General features: G+C 67.3%; 15 protein-coding genes and 1 pseudogene. 6 read left to right on the forward strand and 10 right to left on the reverse strand.

Annotated features, from left to right (window positions below; all coding sequences use genetic code 11):
• Position 1 precedes the first annotated feature (1 nt).
• Positions 2 to 832 carry an ABC transporter ATP-binding protein gene (locus ABE424_RS12305; RefSeq protein WP_346491867.1) on the reverse strand — a complete coding sequence of 277 codons (831 nt, stop codon included), beginning with the start codon at positions 830 to 832 and terminating at the stop codon, positions 2 to 4.
• 3 nt (positions 833 to 835) lie between these two features.
• Positions 836 to 1,948: an ABC transporter permease gene (locus ABE424_RS12310; RefSeq protein WP_346491868.1), complete on the reverse strand. Its 1,113-nt coding sequence runs from the start codon at positions 1,946 to 1,948 to the stop codon at positions 836 to 838.
• 159 nt (positions 1,949 to 2,107) lie between these two features.
• On the opposite strand from ABE424_RS12310, the gene ABE424_RS12315 reads away from it, so the two are divergent.
• A complete protein-coding gene (locus tag ABE424_RS12315) occupies positions 2,108 to 3,367 on the forward strand; it encodes a threonine/serine exporter family protein (RefSeq protein WP_088432072.1) in 1,260 nt (419 codons plus the stop codon).
• Positions 3,368 to 3,457: 90 nt separating this feature from the next.
• Here the strand turns inward: ABE424_RS12315 and ABE424_RS12320 are convergent.
• The 3 genes and pseudogenes from ABE424_RS12320 to ABE424_RS12330 form a co-directional block, all read right to left on the reverse strand.
• Positions 3,458 to 3,832, reverse strand: a pseudogene (locus tag ABE424_RS12320) (H-NS histone family protein); the annotation flags it as partial.
• 154 nt (positions 3,833 to 3,986) lie between these two features.
• Entirely contained in the window at positions 3,987 to 5,678 is a 1,692-nt protein-coding gene (locus tag ABE424_RS12325; RefSeq protein ID WP_346478350.1) for a proline--tRNA ligase, read from the reverse strand.
• Positions 5,679 to 5,778: 100 nt separating this feature from the next.
• Positions 5,779 to 6,153: a DUF4124 domain-containing protein gene (locus ABE424_RS12330; RefSeq protein ID WP_346491869.1), complete on the reverse strand. Its 375-nt coding sequence runs from the start codon at positions 6,151 to 6,153 to the stop codon at positions 5,779 to 5,781.
• Positions 6,154 to 6,225: 72 nt separating this feature from the next.
• On the opposite strand from ABE424_RS12330, the gene pssA reads away from it, so the two are divergent.
• Genes pssA through rimI form a run of 3 tightly spaced genes read left to right on the forward strand, consistent with a single transcriptional unit; the run spans position 6,226 to position 7,978 of the window.
• Positions 6,226 to 7,005, forward strand: coding sequence for a CDP-diacylglycerol--serine O-phosphatidyltransferase (gene pssA / locus ABE424_RS12335; protein ID WP_176991050.1), 780 nt, complete (start codon positions 6,226 to 6,228; stop codon positions 7,003 to 7,005).
• Positions 7,002 to 7,484, forward strand: a complete 483-nt coding sequence (locus ABE424_RS12340) for a hypothetical protein (protein ID WP_346491870.1) — start codon at positions 7,002 to 7,004, stop codon at positions 7,482 to 7,484. Before pssA ends, ABE424_RS12340 begins: the two co-directional genes overlap by 4 nt.
• Entirely contained in the window at positions 7,481 to 7,978 is a 498-nt protein-coding gene (rimI, locus tag ABE424_RS12345; RefSeq protein ID WP_176991052.1) for a ribosomal protein S18-alanine N-acetyltransferase, read from the forward strand. Before ABE424_RS12340 ends, rimI begins: the two co-directional genes overlap by 4 nt.
• A gap of 98 nt (positions 7,979 to 8,076) precedes the next feature.
• Here the strand turns inward: rimI and ABE424_RS12350 are convergent, their stop codons facing one another.
• From ABE424_RS12350 to ABE424_RS12370, 5 genes are all read right to left on the reverse strand, one after another.
• A complete protein-coding gene (locus ABE424_RS12350) occupies positions 8,077 to 8,901 on the reverse strand; it encodes a DMT family transporter (RefSeq protein ID WP_346491871.1) in 825 nt (274 codons plus the stop codon).
• 100 nt (positions 8,902 to 9,001) lie between these two features.
• Complete coding sequence (locus tag ABE424_RS12355; RefSeq protein ID WP_346491872.1) at positions 9,002 to 11,770, reverse strand: valine--tRNA ligase; 2,769 nt, start codon at positions 11,768 to 11,770, stop codon at positions 9,002 to 9,004.
• A gap of 43 nt (positions 11,771 to 11,813) precedes the next feature.
• Positions 11,814 to 12,020 (reverse strand): YqaE/Pmp3 family membrane protein, encoded by a 207-nt coding sequence (locus ABE424_RS12360; RefSeq protein WP_346491873.1) that lies wholly within the window; start codon positions 12,018 to 12,020, stop codon positions 11,814 to 11,816.
• 45 nt (positions 12,021 to 12,065) lie between these two features.
• The gene (locus ABE424_RS12365) at positions 12,066 to 12,491 is read right to left on the reverse strand and encodes a DNA polymerase III subunit chi (protein WP_019182556.1); all 426 of its coding nucleotides are present in this window, start codon (positions 12,489 to 12,491) and stop codon (positions 12,066 to 12,068) included.
• An 85-nt stretch (positions 12,492 to 12,576) separates the two neighbouring features.
• Positions 12,577 to 14,055: a leucyl aminopeptidase gene (locus ABE424_RS12370; RefSeq protein WP_346491874.1), complete on the reverse strand. Its 1,479-nt coding sequence runs from the start codon at positions 14,053 to 14,055 to the stop codon at positions 12,577 to 12,579.
• Between the two features lie 104 nt (positions 14,056 to 14,159).
• On the opposite strand from ABE424_RS12370, the gene lptF reads away from it, so the two are divergent.
• Positions 14,160 to 15,239, forward strand: coding sequence for an LPS export ABC transporter permease LptF (gene lptF / locus ABE424_RS12375; RefSeq protein ID WP_346491875.1), 1,080 nt, complete (start codon positions 14,160 to 14,162; stop codon positions 15,237 to 15,239).
• Positions 15,236 to 16,345 carry an LPS export ABC transporter permease LptG gene (gene lptG / locus ABE424_RS12380; protein ID WP_346491876.1) on the forward strand — a complete coding sequence of 370 codons (1,110 nt, stop codon included), beginning with the start codon at positions 15,236 to 15,238 and terminating at the stop codon, positions 16,343 to 16,345. Before lptF ends, lptG begins: the two co-directional genes overlap by 4 nt.
• Positions 16,346 to 16,563: the final 218 nt, after the last annotated feature.

Genomic DNA, 16,563 nt, shown 5'->3' on the forward strand with positions numbered 1-16,563 from the left:
CTTACTCGCTCTCGTGCTTTGCATCGCGCGCAGCACGCGCGCGCGGTCCGTGGAAGTACTCCTGGATCCACGGGTGGTCCAGTTGTTCGATCTCGTGCAGCGGGGCGTTGGCGATGACCTTCTTGTCGGCCAGCACCGCCACCCGGTCACAGATCGCATACAGGGTGTCCAGATCGTGTGTGATCAGGAAGACAGTGAGGCCCAGCGCTTCCTGCAGGGTCTTGATGAGGCGGTCGAACGCGGCCGCGCCGATCGGGTCCAGCCCGGCCGTGGGCTCGTCCAGGAACAGCAGGGGCGGGTCCAGCGCCAGCGCCCGGGCCAGGCCGGCGCGCTTGCGCATGCCGCCGGACAGCTGCGAGGGCAGCTTGTTGATCGCATCGGCGGGCAGGCCGGCCAGCTTCACCTTGAGCAGAGCCAGCTCGTAATGCCAGCGCTCGGGCAGTTCGCCGTGATGTTCCTTCAGCGGCACCTGCACGTTCTCGCCCACGGTCAGCGAGGAGAACAGCGCGCCATCCTGGAACAGCACGCCGGTGTTGCGTTCGATATGCAGCCGGTTGGCCGGGTCGCTGGAGCGGGCATCGACGCCGAGCACCTCGATCTGACCATCGTCCGGCGTGCGCAGGCCGAGGATGCTGCGCATCAACACCGATTTGCCGGTACCCGAGCCGCCGACCACGCCGAGGATCTCGCCGCGGCGCACATCCAGGTCCAGCCCGTCGTGTACCACCTGCGCACCGAAACGGTTGGTCAGCCCGCGCACGCGGATCAGCAGTTCGCCGTCATCGATGGCGGCAGCGTCGCGGTCAGGGGCCGGGGCGGTATCGGTGTTCATCGGTTACCAGCCCATCTTCATGAACCACAGCGCGGCGAACGCGTCGAGGATGATCACCAGCGAAATGGCCTGCACCACGCTGGAGGTCGTGCGCTCGCCGACGGACTGCGCGGTACCTTCGACCTTGAGGCCTTCCAGACAGCCGATCAGGCCGATCACCAGCGCGAACACCGGCGCCTTGGACAGACCGACCAGCATGTTGCGCACTTCCATGGTGTCGTGCATCCGCGCGATGTACATCTGCGGCGGGATATCCAGATCGAACGCGCCCACGGTGATGCCACCGGCCAGGCCGGCGACCATCGCGATGAAGGTCAGCAGCGGCAGGGTGATCAGCAGGGCGATCAAGCGTGGCAGCACCAGCAGGTCGACCGGATCCAGGCCCAGTGTCTTCATCGCGTCGATTTCTTCGCGGGCCTTCATCGCACCGATCTGCGCGGTGAACGCACTGGCGGTACGGCCGGCCAGCACGATCGCGGTCAGCAGCACCGCGAACTCACGCAGGAAGGCGATGCTGACCAGTTCGACCACGTAGATCTCCGCGCCGAAGTCGCGCAGGATCGTCGAGCCGAGGAACGCGATCACCGCACCCACCAGATACGACAGCAGCGCCACCAGCGGTACCGCATCCAGGCCGACCTGTTCCATCTGGGCGACCGTGGCGGTCAGGCGGAAGCGGCGCGGCTCCTTGATCAGGCGCCCGCCCTTGACCAGGTTCTCGCCGAGGAAACTGGCCAGCGCCACGATGTTGTGGCCCATGCCGTGCACGCTGACACCGAGCCGCTCCAATGCGGCCAGCACGCCGAAGTCGCGCTTGGCCTTGGGCCGGTCGTCGGCGACTTCCTCGATGGTCGAGACCAGCGCGCGATGCTCCTCGCGGAACGTCACGGCGTCTTCGCCCAGGTCGGCGCGGTGCGCGACACGCAGCAGCTGCAGTACGCCGGCCGAGTCGAGCAGGGTGATCCCGCTGGCATCCAGACCGGTCACTTTTTCCGGAATGCCGCGCAGCACTTCGGCCGCGTCCAGCGCGGTGCGCAATGTCCAATGGCCAGACAACCGGATCAGGCCGGGTTCCTGGGCATCCTGCTCGAGATGGGGGGCTTGGTCTGAGGTCATGTAGGCGTCCTGCGCGCAGCATAACCTGTCCGGGTGCATGGCTCGCGTATGCGCCGACCGGGCTGAACGCGTCGGTCGGCAAGGCCGGGGCCTGCACGCCGCGGCACGATGACACCGGGATTCTTCAGGCCGGGGCGTGTTCGGGTAATACTACGGCGCATGTCTGCCGACGCCCCCACCATCGTTGCACCACCCGCCACCTACGCACAGCGCGTGGCGTTCGTTTCGGAAATGGCCGGGCGCCTGCACAGCTATGGCACCACCGCGCAGCGGCTGGAAGCGGCGGTGGTCGCGCTGGCGCAGCGCCTGGACCTGGATTGCGAGCCGTGGTCGAACCCGACCGGGCTGATCCTGAGTTTCAGCGACCCGACCAAGGCGATCGGTTCCTCCGACATCACCCGCGTGATCCGGCTGGCACCGGGCGAGAACGACCTGCACAAACTCAGCATCGCCGACCAGATCACCGACGCGGTGGCCAACGGCACCATGAGCATCGCGCAGGGCCATACCGCGCTGCGCCAGCTGGACAAGGACCCGGGCCGCTGGGGCAAGATCCGCACCATTCTTTCCTACAGCCTGGGCGCGGCGGGCGTGGCCGGCCTGTGGAAACTGCCGTGGCTCGATATCGCCACCGCCGGGGTGATCGGCCTGCTGATCGGCGTCATGGGCATGTACACCGACCGCCGCCCGGCCACGCGCGAAGCCAATGAGGCCTTGGCGGCGCTGCTGGCCGGCTCGGTGGCGACGCTGGTGGCCTCCTTCATCGGGGCGCTCAATCTCAATACGGTGATCATCGCTTCGCTGGTGGTGCTGCTGCCCGGGATGTCGCTGACCAATGCGGTCAACGAGCTGGCCAGCCAGCACTGGGTCTCGGGCACGGCGCGGTTTGCCGGTGCGGTGACCACGATCCTGAAACTGACGGTGGGCGCGGTGATCGCGGTGACGCTGTCGGGCATCGTCGGGCTGGAACCGCTGGTCCGGGCCTCGCGGCCGCAGGCCGACTGGGTCGAATGGGGCGCGCTGCTGCTGGCCGCGTTCGCCTTCGCGATGTTGTTCAAGGCCAACCGTCGCGATTTCCCGTGGGTGATGGCCGCCGCGGTCGCCGGCTATGCGATCTCCAAATTCGCGGGCCAGGCCTGGGGCATACCGGCCGGCATTTTCATGTCGGCGATGCTGCTGACCGCGGCCGGCAATCTGTTCGGTCGTCTGGCACAGCGCCCCGGCGCGATCATCCGGCTGCCCGGCATCATCATGCTGGTGCCCGGCAGCACCAGCCTGCGCGGCGTGCTGACCCTGGTCCAGCAGCAGGACATGAGCGCCGGCCAGACCGTGCTGATGACGGTGCTCAACGTGGTGATGGCGCTGGTGGCCGGCCTGCTGTTCGGCAATCTGCTGATTCCGGCGCGCAAGAATCTCTGACCGTCCCGGTCGGCGCACGCCCGGACGGCGGAAACGAAAACGCCGGCGCGAGGCCGGCGTTTCCATCTGCAGCAGTGACTGACCGGCTTACTTCTTGATCAGGAACTCTTCGACCTTCTTGCCCTTGGCGGTATGCGCGGCCAGCCAACGCGGCTGCTTGCCCCGGCCGGTCCAGGTTTCCTTCGGGTTGGCCGGATTGCGGTACTTCGGGGCAACCTTGCCGAGCTTGCGCACGGCCTTGGCCGGGGCCTTGGTGGCCTTGCCCGCGGCGCGGCCACGTGCGGCCGGTGCGGCGCCGCCGAACAGTTCTTCCACCGAATAGCCCTGGGCCTTGGCCAGCTTGGTCAGCTGTGCGCGGACCTTGCTGATCGCCGGACGCTTGGCGACGATGGTCTGCTGCTTCTTGGCGTTCTTGATCAGCGCGCCCAGCTCTTTGGCGGACAGGCCGCTCAGGTCAATGCTCATCTACTACTCCGCAATATATTAAGGACAGGGTGAGCCGGTCCTTGGCATCGGAAACAGCATACATTCTCTTTTGCGAAATACACAAACAAACCGGAGATATTGAAACCGGGTCCTCCATTGAAAAAGGCCGGGTTACTCACCCGGCCTTTTGTCATTACTTCGTCAATTTCGCCAGCAGCGCGTCCTTGTCGAGGACCTCCGCTTCGGCCGCGCTGCGCGCGCGGTACTCGAAGGTGCCGGCGGCGACGCCGCGTTCGGAGACCACGATCCGGTGCGGCACGCCGATCAGTTCCATGTCGGCGAACATCGCGCCCGGGCGCAGGCCACGGTCATCCAGCGCCACGTCCAGGCCGGCGGCCTGCAGCTGCGCCAGCAGTTCGGCGGCGGTGGCCGACACGGTCTCGTCCTGCTTGGGGTTGATCATGCAGACCACGACCTGCCACGGCGCCATCGCGTCCGGCCAGATAATGCCGGCGTCGTCATGATTCTGCTCGATCGCCGCCGCGACGATGCGCGAAATGCCGATGCCGTAGCAGCCCATCGCCAATACCGCGGCCTTGCCGTTTTCGTCGAGCACGGTTGCATTCAACGCCTGCGCATACTGGCGGCCGAGCTGGAACACGTGGCCGACTTCGATGCCGCGCGCGATCTTCAATTCACCGCCATCGGCGGCGCGATCGCCGGCCTTGGCGTTGCGGATGTCCGCCACTTCCGGTTCGGACAGGTCACGGCCCCAGTTGACGCCGGCGATATGGAAACCGGCTTCATTGGCACCGACGACGAAATCGGCCAGTGCGGCGACCTCGCGGTCGGCCACGATGCGGATCGGCTGGGCCGGGTTGAGCGGGCCGAGGAAGCCGGGCTGGCTGCCGAGGTGCGTGGCGATTTCCGCCTCGCTGGCCATGCGGTAGCCCTGCAGGCCTTCGACCTTGCCCAGTTTGATTTCATTGACGTCGTGATCGCCGCGCACCAGCGCCAGCACGAAACCGGCCTCGCTCATGATCGCGATCGATTTGACCGTGCGTTCCAGGCCCAGCCCGAGCAGGGCGGCCACGGCCTCGCAGGTCTTCTGCGTGGGCGTCTCGACCTTGCGCAGCGTTTCGCTGGCGGCCGGACGCTCGCCGGGCGTGGCGGCGATGGCCGCTTCCATGTTGGCCGCATACTCCGAGCCGGTGGAAAACACCAGCGCGTCTTCGCCCGACTCGGCGATCACGTGGAATTCCTGCGAGGCATCGCCACCGATCGCGCCGGAGTCGGCCTGCACCATGCGGAAGTCCAGGCCCAGGCGGGTGAAGATGCGGCTGTAGGCCGCCTTCATGTTTTCGTATTCGCGCACCAGGCACTCATCGTGAAGGTGGAAGGAATACGCATCCTTCATCAGGAATTCGCGCGAGCGCATCACGCCGAAGCGCGGGCGGATCTCATCGCGGAACTTGGTCTGGATCTGGAAGAAATTGACCGGCAGCTGCTTGTAGCTGGACAGCTCCTGGCGCGCGAAGTCGGCAGCGGCCTCTTCGGCGGTCGGGCTGTAGCAGAACACCTGCTCCTTGCGATCCTTGATCTTCAGCAGCTGCGGCCCGAACTTTTCCCAGCGGCCGGTGGCTTCCCACAGTTCCTTCGGCTGGATGGTCGGAATCTGGAATTCCACCGCACCGGCACGCTCCATTTCCTCACGCACGATGCGCTCGACCTTGCGCAGCACGCGCAGGCCCAGCGGCGACCAGGTGTACAGCCCCGAGGCCAGCTTGCGGATCATGCCCGCGCGCAGCATCAAGCGGTGGCTGGTCAGCTCCGCGTCGCTGGGGGTTTCCTTGGTGGTGTGCAGGTGGAACTGGGAGAGGCGCATCGTCGGCTTCGCTGAACGGCAGAAGCCGATATTCTGCCAGTCCGGCCGCCACGATGGGGGTTGCCGGTGGTTTTTGGCCCCGCGGGGCGGGGCCGGCGGCTCAGGCCTTGGGCGTGCAGTAGGCCTGGATGGCGGTCTCGGCCAGGGTCTTCTGGGCGCTGCGCTGCGCGTCGGTCAGCGCGGTATCGGCCTTGCCGTCGCCATCGGTGTCCTGCAGGACCTTGCCCGGCCCGTCGAGCAGGGCGAGGTTGCCGCGGGCGTCGGTGCAGGCTTTGTTCTCGGTCGGGGCGGCGGCGGTCGCGCGCGGGACCGGATCCCGGCTCTCGACCTGGCGGGCCTCGTATTTCTGCCCCGTTGGCGGCTTCTCCGAATACTGGGTGACGCCGTTGGCGTCTTTCCACTTATAGACGTTGCCGGCGCTGGCCGTGGCGCTGGCGAGCAGCAGCAGGGCGCTCAGACGGGACAGGGCACGCATGGAAACTCCGGGAACGGGACAGAGCCGCGATTGCAGCACCCCGGGCCGGTGCTGGCAAGCTAAACTGGCCCCATGGATCAACTGAAACCCCCGCCGCGCTCGCGCAGCATTTACCTGCTGCCCAACCTGTTCACCACCGCAGGCCTGTTCGCCGGCTTCTACGCGATCATCGCCGCGGCCAACGGCGATTTCGTCAATGCCGCCATCGCGGTGTTCGTCGCCGCGGTCATGGACGGCCTGGACGGCCGCGTGGCCCGGCTGACCGGCACCAGCAGCGAATTCGGCGTGCAGTACGACTCGCTGGCCGACCTGGTCAGCTTCGGCATGGCCCCGGCTCTGGTGATGTACCACTGGTCGCTGTCGTGGCTGAAGTTCGACGACCCGGTCCTCGGCCGTGTCGGCTGGGCGGTCGCCTTCCTTTACGCCGCCTGCGCCGCGCTGCGTCTGGCCCGCTTCAACACCCAGGTCACCGTGGTCGACAAGCGCTGGTTCATCGGCCTGGCCAGCCCGGCTGCCGCCGGCCTGATGATGTCCTTCGTCTGGGCCTTCGCCGATGGGAACCTCGGCTGGGACGGCAACCAGCTGCGCTATGTCGCCCTCGGCGTGACCCTGGTATCGGCCCTGCTGATGGTCAGCCGGATCCGCTTCTGGAGCTTCAAGGGCAGTGGCGAAAAGGGACCGCGCGCGGATCGTGTGCCGTTCCTGGCGCTGGCCCTGGTACCGATCGCCATCGCGATCATGGTCATCGATATGCCGCGCGTGCTGTTCGCGGTGGGCGTGGTGTATGCCTTGTCCGGCCCGTGTTACTGGGTGTGGCAGCGCACCCGCAAGACGGTCGAGCCGAACGCGTGAGCGGGCAGGCGCTGCCGCCATTGTGGTCGCCGGCGCAGCAGTCCTGGCTGCAGGCGATGGGCTATACGGTGTTCGTCGACGGCAGCGTCGAGCCGGAAGCCCTGGTTGTGCCGGAGATCGAGTTGCGTGCGGCCCCGGTTGCCGAGCCGCCGGCGCCGGTGCGTTCGCCGCGCCCGGCGCCGCCGGCGGACGCGCCGCCACCGGTGCGGCGCAATGCCCCGCGTACGGTAGAAGAACAGGCCCCGGCCGGTGCGTCGGCCGCCGCTCCAGCGCGCGCCGGCAGCGGCCGCCGTGCCGCGGTGCGGATGCCCGATCGCCTGCAGATCGCCCTGCTGCGCGCCTCCGGCTGCAACCCGGCCGAGCCGGATACCCAGGCCCTGATGGCCAGCTGGAACCTGGACGAACTGCGCCGCAATGCCGCCGCCAAGCGTGCGTTGTGGCCGCAGCTGCGTGCGCTGCGCAAGCGGGGCCGGCCGTGAGCGCGGTGAGCTCGCCGCGGCCGTTGTCGCTGCGCGCGCTGCGCGAAAGCGACCTCAATGCGGTGATGGCCATCGAGGTACGTGGTTACCCGTACCCGTGGACCCGCGGCATCTTCCAGGATTGCCTGCGTGCCGGCTATCCGGGCCTGGCGATGGAAGAGGATGGCCTGCTGATGGGCTACGGCCTGCTCAGCATCGCCGCCGATGAAGCGCATATCCTCAACATCTGCGTGGACCCGCTGTGCCAGTCGCGCGGTCATGGCCGTCACCTGTTGCGCGCGCTGGTGAAACTGGCGCGCGACCATGGTGCGCACCGTGTGTTCCTGGAAGTGCGGCCGTCCAATACTTCGGCGGTGGCGCTGTACCACAGCGAGGGGTTCAACGAGATCGGCCGCCGGCCGCGTTATTACCCGGCCCGCGAGGGGCGCGAGGATGCGCTGGTGATGGCCATCGAGCTGGTCGACGACGACATCCAGGTGATGCCGCCGCTCTGACAGCCCGATGTAGAGCCACCCCATGGGTGGCTGCGCCTGTCTCCGACAGCCACACCCGGTACGGGCCGGATCGAACAGCAGCCACCCCATGGGTGGCTCTACATGATCCGCAGCACCACTGCGCCGAGCACGATCAGGCCGGCGGCGATCCAGCGCTGGCGGGTGACCCGTTCGTGCAGGATCCAGGCCGAGATCAGGATGCCGAACAGGATCGAGGTTTCGCGCAGCGCGGAGATCATCGCAACCGGCGCGACGGTCATGGCCCACAGCGCCAGGCCGTAGGAGATCAACGTCCCGAACCCGCCCACGATGCCGTAGCCCCAGTTGCGGCGCGCATAGTCGCGCAGCGCGCCGGCGCGGGTGCACAGCGCCCACAGGGGCAGGGGCAGGCCGGAGAGCAGGAACAACCACAGGGTGTAACTCACCGCGGCGCCCGAGTGGCGCGCGCCCCAGGCATCGACCAATGTATAGGTGGCGATGACTCCTGCATTGAGCAGTGGCAGCCACGCGTGCTGCCGCGGGAGGCCGCGCGTCATGCACAGGATGCCCAGGCAGATCAGCGCGATGCCGGCCCATGCGATCCACACCAGGCGCTCGCCAAGGAACAGCGTGCTGACCAGGGCGACCAGGATCGGCGCGCAGCCGCGCATCAGCGGGTACGACGCGCTCATGTCGGTGAGCTGGTAGGTGCGTGCCACCAGCACGTAATACCCCACCTGGAGCAGGGTCGAGGCGGCCAGCCAGGGCCAGCTCTGTGTCGCGGGCGCGGGCAGGAAGGGCAGGCCGATCGCGGCGATCACCGCCGCCGAACCGGTGACCAGGATCGTGGTCAGCAGCGTGTCGGTGCCGCGTTTGACGATCGCGTTCCAGCTGGCATGCAGCAGGGCGGCGAACAGCACGAGGCAGAAGAGGGGCAGCGACATCGTGTCGGCGGTCATTCAATCCGTGGACGAACCCGCATCATGCCGCAGATGGGCAGGCATGTTGAAAGGCGGCCGACCGACAGGTCGGCCGCCCATGCGCTTACAGCTTCGCGCGCTGCGAACGCAGACCCGCCAGCTGGGCGGTCCACTCGACCAGGCGCACGCGCTCTTGTTCGACCACCGCCGCCGGCACCTTGTCGGTGAACTTGGAGAGCTTGGTCTCGCTCTTGTCCTTTTCCGATTCCACCCGGGCGATTTCCTTGTCCAGACGTGCGCGTTCGGCGCCCAGATCGACCAGGCCCTCCAGCGGCACCAGCAGGGTGAGATCGCCCACGATCGCGGCGGCGGCCGGCGGCGTGTCGCTGCCGTTGGCCAGCCACTCGATGCGCTCCAGCTTGAGCAGGAACGACAGCGAGGAGGTGAAGCGGGTCATGCGCGCGCGGTCATCGTCGTTGCCACCCTGCAGCAGCAGCGGCACCAGCTTGGACGGCGGCACGTTCAACTCGCTGCGCACGCGGCGCAGGGCGTTGACCATCGACTTCAGCCATTCCACATCGGCTTCGGCGCGGGCGAAATCACCGGCGAACTCCTCGGCGGTCGGGTACGGCCGCAGCGAAATTGTGTCGTCGGTGATGCCCAGACGCGGAGCGACCTGGCGCCACAGCTGCTCGGTGACGAACGGGGTCAGCGGGTGCAGCAGGCGCAGCAGCGCTTCCAGCACGTACAGCAGGGTGTGGCGGGTGCTGTCGGCATCGTCCGCGTCGGCACCGTTGAGGGCCGGCTTGGTCAGTTCCAGGAACCAGTCGCAGAACTCGTTCCAGGCGAATTCGTACAGGCACTGCGCCAGCAGGTCGAAGCGGTAGTTGGCGTAATGCGTCTGCGCTTCGGCCGAGACCGCGGCCAGGCGCGCGAGGATCCAGCGCTCGGCATCGGTGCGCGGCTGCGGCACGCCGGTGAAGCTGCTGCCCTCGGTGTTCATCAGGGTGAAGCGGCTGGCGTTCCACAGCTTGTTGCAGAAGTTCTTGTAGCCCTCGGCGCGGTTCATGTCGAACTTGATGTCGCGGCCGTGGGTGGCCAGCGCGGCGATGGTGAAGCGCAGCGCGTCGGCACCGTGGGCGATGATGCCCTCGGGGAATTCGCGGCGCGTCGCCTTCTCGATCTTCGGCGCGTCCTTGGGCTTCATCAGGCCGGTGGTGCGCTTGGCAACCAGGTCCTCGATGGAGATGCCGTCGATGATGTCCAGCGGGTCCAGCACGTTGCCCTTGGACTTGGACATCTTCTGGCCCTGCGCATCGCGGATCAGGCCGGTGATGTAGACGTCCTTGAACGGAATCTTCCCGGTGAAGCTGTCGGTGGCCATGATCATGCGGGCCACCCAGAAGAAGATGATGTCGAACCCGGTGATCAGCACCGACGACGGCAGGTAGCGCTCGAAACCGCGCGCGTCCATCGCCTGCTCGTTCGGCCAGCCCAGCGTGGAGAACGGCCACAGCTGCGAGGAGAACCAGGTCTCCAGCACGTCGCTGTCCTGGTGCAGGGCGACATCGGCGGCAAGATTGTTCTTCGCGCGTGCTTCGGCTTCGTCGCGGCCGACATAGCAGTTGCCCGCGTCGTCGAACCACGCCGGGATACGGTGCCCCCACCACAGCTGGCGGCTGATGCACCAGTCCTGGATGTTCTCCATCCAGTGGCGGTAGGTGTTGATCCAGTTGGCCGGCACGAACTGGATGCTGCCGTTCTCGACCAGCTCCAGGCCACGCTTGGCCAGCACGTCCATCTTCACGAACCACTGGTCGGTGAGGTACGGCTCGATCACCTGCTGGGTACGATCACCGCGCGGCACCTGCAGCTTGTGCGCCTTGGTCTCGACCAGGATGCCGAGGTCTTCCAGCTCGGCCAGGATCACCTTGCGCGCTTCGTAACGGTCCAGCCCGCGGTACTTCTCCGGGGCGTTGTCGTTGATCGCCGCTTCCGGGGTGAACAGGTTGATCATCGGCAGGTCGTGGCGCAGGCCGACCTGGTAATCGTTGAAATCGTGCGCGGGGGTGACCTTGACCACGCCGGTACCGAACTCGCGGTCGACGTAATCATCGGCGATCACCGGGATCTCGCGGTCGGTCAGCGGCAGCTTGACCATTTTGCCGATCAGGTGCGCGTAACGCTCATCCTCCGGGTGCACCATCACCGCGGTGTCGCCCAGCATGGTTTCCGGGCGGGTGGTGGCCACGGTCAGGGTGCCGCTGCCGTCGGCCAGCGGGTAGCTGATCGACCACAGGAAGCCGTCTTCCTCCACGCTCTCCACTTCCAGATCGGAGATGGCGGTCTTCAGCACCGGATCCCAGTTGACCAGGCGCTGGCCACGGTAGATCAGGCCCTGCTCGTGCCAGCGCACGAAGGCCTCGACCACCGCTTCGGACGGCTGCGGGTCCATGGTGAAGGTGCTGCGCGACCAGTCGCTGGAGGTGCCCAGGCGGCGCATCTGGCGCTCGATGGTGTCACCGGACTGCGCCTTCCACTTCCACACCTTCTCGATGAAGCCGTCGCGGCCCAGCGAATCGCGGGTCTCGCCGGTGTTGGCCAGGGCCAGGTTGCGCGACACCACCATCTCGGTGGCGATGCCGGCGTGGTCGGTACCCACCTGCCACAACGTGTCGTAGCCGCGCATGCGGTGGTAGCGCACCAGCGCATCCATCAGGGTCTGCTGGAAGGCATGGCCCATGTGCAGCGTGCCGGTCACGTTCGGCGGCGGCAGCAGGATGGTGTACGGCTCGCCCTTGCCGGACGGCTTGAAATGGCCGGCCTTCTCCCACGCGTCGTACAACGCGGTTTCAAAGGTTTTCGGGTCGTAGCTGGAGGCGAGTTGGGTCATGCGGGAACCAGGATCGAATACGGAAGGTGGGGGTGCCGGAAGCTCAGCGCCCGAAGGCGCGGCGGATCTTCTGGTCGGTAGGGAACTGCGAGACCGCGTAGGCAGCCCAGATCGCGGTGGGCAGCCAGCCAGACAAGGACAGCCGACTGACAGTCGGCTCTACCTTCGAGACGTTGAGGATGCCTGCGATCGGGCGGCCGAGGGTGAAGAAGGCGAACCAGGGAAAGATCAGGGCGATCAACAGGCGCATCAAGGGTCTCCGGGGTCGGCGGCGACCGGACGGGCGCCGCGCGGGTTACATGTCGTACTTGTTCAGGTCAAAGCCCAGCGCCTTGTACTGGCGCCAGCGCTCGCGCAGCGGTTCGCGCGCTTCCGGGTCGGCCGGGACCACTTCCAGCACGCGGTCGCAGGCGGCCAGGTAGGGGTCGTCGCGCAGGTTGATCACCAGCGGCCGGGCCGGGGCCTCGGTGCCGGGAACGGCGATCAGCACCAGCGCTTCCTCCTCGTCCATGTCTTCGCCGGCGATCTGGTGCGGGATATAGGCATCGTTGTCGAATGCCCACAGCAGCTCGTCCAGCTCCTCGGCCTGGGCCTGGTCGCGCGCCAGCACGAGGGTGAACAGCCCGGCGTCGTTGGCCTTGCGGGCCAGTTCGCAGACCAGGCGCAACGGCTCGGTCAGGAAGCGGGGCTTGGCGATCAGGTAGAAATCAGCACGGGACATGGCAGGGCCTGGAGCGGAGGGGGAACCCGGCGCCAGGCCGGGCGGGATCGCGGCCACCGCAGGGCGGCCGCGATCGGGCAGGGCATCAGGCGCGGGCGACCTGGTCCAGCAGCCACTGGCTCAGCAGGCCGACCGGGCGACCGGTGGCCATGCCGCGCTTGCCTTCGTCGCTGGCCACGCCGGCGATGTCCAGATGGGCCCAGCGCTGGCCTTCGGCGAAGCGCGACAGGAAGCAGCCCGCGGTGATCGCACCGGCCCAGCGGCCGCCGATGTTGTAGATGTCGGCGAAGCTGGAGTCCAGCATCGGCTGGTACTCGTCCCACAGCGGCAGGCGCCAGGCGCGGTCGAACACGTGCTCGCCGGCGGCCAGCAGCTCGTTGGCCAGGTCGTCGTGCTTGGTCATCAGGCCGGCGGTCTGGTGGCCCAGGGCGACCAGGCAGGCACCGGTCAGGGTGGCCACATCGATCAGCGCGGCCGGCTCGAAGCGCTGCGCGTAGGTCAGGGCGTCGCACAGGATCAGGCGGCCTTCGGCGTCGGTGTTGCCGACTTCGATGGTCTTGCCCGACATCGAGGTGATCACGTCCGACGGGCGGTAGGCATTGCCGTCGATGGCGTTCTCGACCGCCGGCACCACCACCACCAGGTTGAGCGGCAGCTTGGCCGTCACCGCCGCGACGAAGGTGCCGATGACGTTGGCGCCACCGCACATGTCGTACTTCATCTCTTCGATGCCGCCCTGGGTCTTCAGGTTGACGCCACCGGTATCGAAGGTGATGCCCTTGCCGACCAGCACGTAGGGCTTGGCGTCGCCGCCGTTGCTCCACTTCAGCACGACCAGGCGCGGGCGGTTGGCCGAACCACGGGCCACGGCCAGCAGCGAGCCCATGCCCAGCGCTTCCATCTGCTGCTCGTCCAGGATCTCCGCCTCGGCGCCGTCATGGGCCTGGGCGAACGCGACCGAGGACTCGGCCAGGTAGGCCGGGGTGCAGACGTTCGGCGGCAGGTTGCCCAGCTCGCGGGCGTACTGCACGCCGGCGGCGATGGCCTGGCCCTGGGCCAGCGCCTGGGTGTCGGTGCCGGCGATGGCCAGCGTGGTCAGGCCGGGCTCGTCGGCCTTCTTCTTGCCCAGCGTGGCGCTGTAGCGGTACGCGGCATGGTCGGCGGTGATGATGGCCTGGCGGATGTTCCAGGCGGCATCGCGGCCCTTGACCTCGATCTCGGTCAGGGTCAACAGCGCGTGGTGGTTGACCCCGCTCTTCAGGGCGCGGCTGGCATCGCCGACCGCCTTGAGGTACTGCGGCACGCCGAATTTGGCCGGCTCGCCCAGCCCGACCACCAGCACGCGCGCGGCGGCGACGCCGGGCAGATCGTGCAGCAGGGTCGTGTTGCCGGTCTTGCCGCCCACGTCGCCGCGGGCGATCAGGGCCGACAGGCGGCCACCGGACGCGGTGTCCAGGGCCTGTGCCGCCGGGCTCAGGGTCTGGTCGGCATAGGCGCCGACGATGACGCAATCGCACTCGGCCGAGGCCGGCGCTGCGTGGTTCAGGGTGAATTCCAGGGCCATTGATCAGATTCCGTTGGCAAATCCGTACAATCGCGAGCTGTTTACGTCCCGTCAGTAGACTGGGCAGCACCGCGAACGAATCCGAGAGTTTAAACCACCGCCCCATGTCGAAGCTCGATCGCTATCTCCTGCGTGATTTCGTCCAGAGTTTCCTGGCCACCCTGATCGTGTTGCTGGTGGTGAGCGTCGGTGGTGTCCTGGTGGACATCCTCGGCAACATCGCCGACGGCCGCCTGCCTGCCCGCCTGCTGTTCTCGCAGCTGGGCCTGCAGTTCATCGTCTATATGCCGCTGATCCTGCCGCTGGCGCTGATGCTGGGCCTGCTGCTGGCCACGGCCCGGCTCTACCGGGACTCGGAAATGGCGGTCATCACCGCCATCGGCGTCGGCCCCAGGCGCCTGCTGCGCCCGCTGCTGATGCTGGTGGTGCCGGTGGTCGGGCTGATCGCCCTGTGCTCGCTGTGGCTGGGCCCCTGGGCCGACCGCACCGGCGAGACCATGATCGACGAGGCCAACCGCAGCGTGGTCATGGCCGGGCTGGAGGCGGGCAAGTTCACCTCCCTGCCCAATGGCGGCGTGGTCTACCTGTCCTCGGTCTCGCCGGACGGCACCCAGCTGGGCAAGGTCTTCATGCAGCGCCAGAAGGAAAACAGTATCGAGGTGATCTCCGCCGATCGTGGCCGGATGTACTTCGAAGGGGCCAAGCAGCGGTATCTGGAGCTCGACGACGGTCATCAGGTGCAGGGCCCGGCCAATGGCGCTTTGGACTACAAGCTGATGACCTTCGCCCGCAACGACGTGGCGATGCCCGACGGTGCCGAGACCCGCAAGGACGACGACCCCGAGCTGCTGCCGACCACGCAGCTGTTCGGCGATGAGCGCCCCGAGGCGCAGGCCCAGCTGCACTCGCGCATCGCCCCGCCGCTGATCGCCCTGGCCTTCGCCCTGATGACCCTGCCGCTGGCCCGCAGTTCGCCGCGCCAGCAGCGCTACGGCCGGATGATGCTGGCCTTCCTGGCCTACATGGTGGGCATGAACCTGATGTTCATCGGCACCCGCTGGATCGCCGATGGCAAGATTCCCGGCATTGCGGGCCTGTGGTGGCTGACCCTGCCGTTGCTGGCACTCGCACTGTGGATGTATTTCCGCGACGGCAAACTGTCGCGTCCCCGGAGGACCGCATGAACGTGTTGCGCCCCATGCGGTTCGATCTGTATCTGGGCCGTGCCGTGTTCGGCACCGTCCTGTTGACCTGGGCCGTGCTGGTCGGCCTGGACGTGGTGATGGCCTTCTCCGGCGAGTTCAAGGACGTCGGCAAGGGCAGCTACACGCTCGGCCACGCCGCTGCCTGGGTGCTCTACACCGTGCCGCGCCGCGCCTACACCTTCTTCCCGACCGCAGCCGTGATCGGCGCGCTGATGGGCCTGGGCCAGCTGGCCGCCACCTCCGAGCTCACCGCGCTGCGCGCGCTGGGCCTGTCGCGCAAGCGCCTGAGCGTCTCGGTGGCGATCGCGCTGTCGCTGATGACCGCGGTGATGGTGTTCAGCGGCGAAACGCTGGGCCCGTGGGGTCAGAGCAAGGCGGACGAGATCAAGGCCAGCGCGAAGTGGGGCAGCAGCCTCAGCGCGGCCCGCTATTCGGGCGTGTGGGCGCGCGAAGGCGACACGTTCCTCAATGCCCAGAGCGGTGACGAGCAGTTGCAGGCCGGCGGCGGTACGCGCCTGATCCTGCACGATGTGCGTCTGTACAAGATCGCTGAGGACGGTCGCCTGGCCTCGTTGACCTATGCGGCCACCGCCGAGCACGGTGCCGACGGCTGGGTGTTGAACAAGATCCGCCGCGACACCTTTGGTGAGCGTTCGGCGACGCGCGAGACGCTCGAGTCCGAGCCATGGAATTCACGCCTGGACGCGGCGGCGCTGGCCAGCGGCATTTCCAAGCCGCGCAACCTGACGGCGATGGATCTGCGCACCAGTATCGAGTACCGCAAGCGCAATGGGCTGGATGCGCGCGATTACGAGGATGTTTACTGGAGCCGCTGGTTCTATCCGATCAATGTGCTGGCGCTGTGCCTGGCGGCGGTGCCGTTCGCGTTCGGTTCGCTGCGCAGTGGCGGGATGGGCAAGCGCTTGTTCCTGGGCATTCTGTTCGCGCTGGGCTTCTGGTTGCTGCAGTTGTTCTTCGGCCGTATGGCCGGTGCGTTGAAGTTCGATTACCGGATTGCGTATGCGTTGCCGCCGATCGTGATGATGGTGGTATCCGGGTTGTTGTTCCGGCGGAAGTCGGGCTGATTCCTCTGCTCGAACGTCAAACGCCAAACGCTGGGAAAAGCGCAAAGCCCGAAGCCAAAGCGGCCACCCTGTTCTTTCGAGCTAGGCGCGACGGGCTTGCCATTCCGGGACCCGCCGCAAGTACGTCCATGTAGCAACTGTGTTGTTGGAGGGACTTCGGCCCCTCCAGCAGACGGGCGCGGTAGTGCCGGCCGCTGGCCGGCAGCCTTTGGAGATGT

Origin of the sequence: Stenotrophomonas sp. TWI1149 (assembly GCF_039673155.1) — a bacterium.
In the GTDB taxonomy this organism is placed as follows: Bacteria; Pseudomonadota; Gammaproteobacteria; order Xanthomonadales; family Xanthomonadaceae; genus Stenotrophomonas; species Stenotrophomonas maltophilia_AA.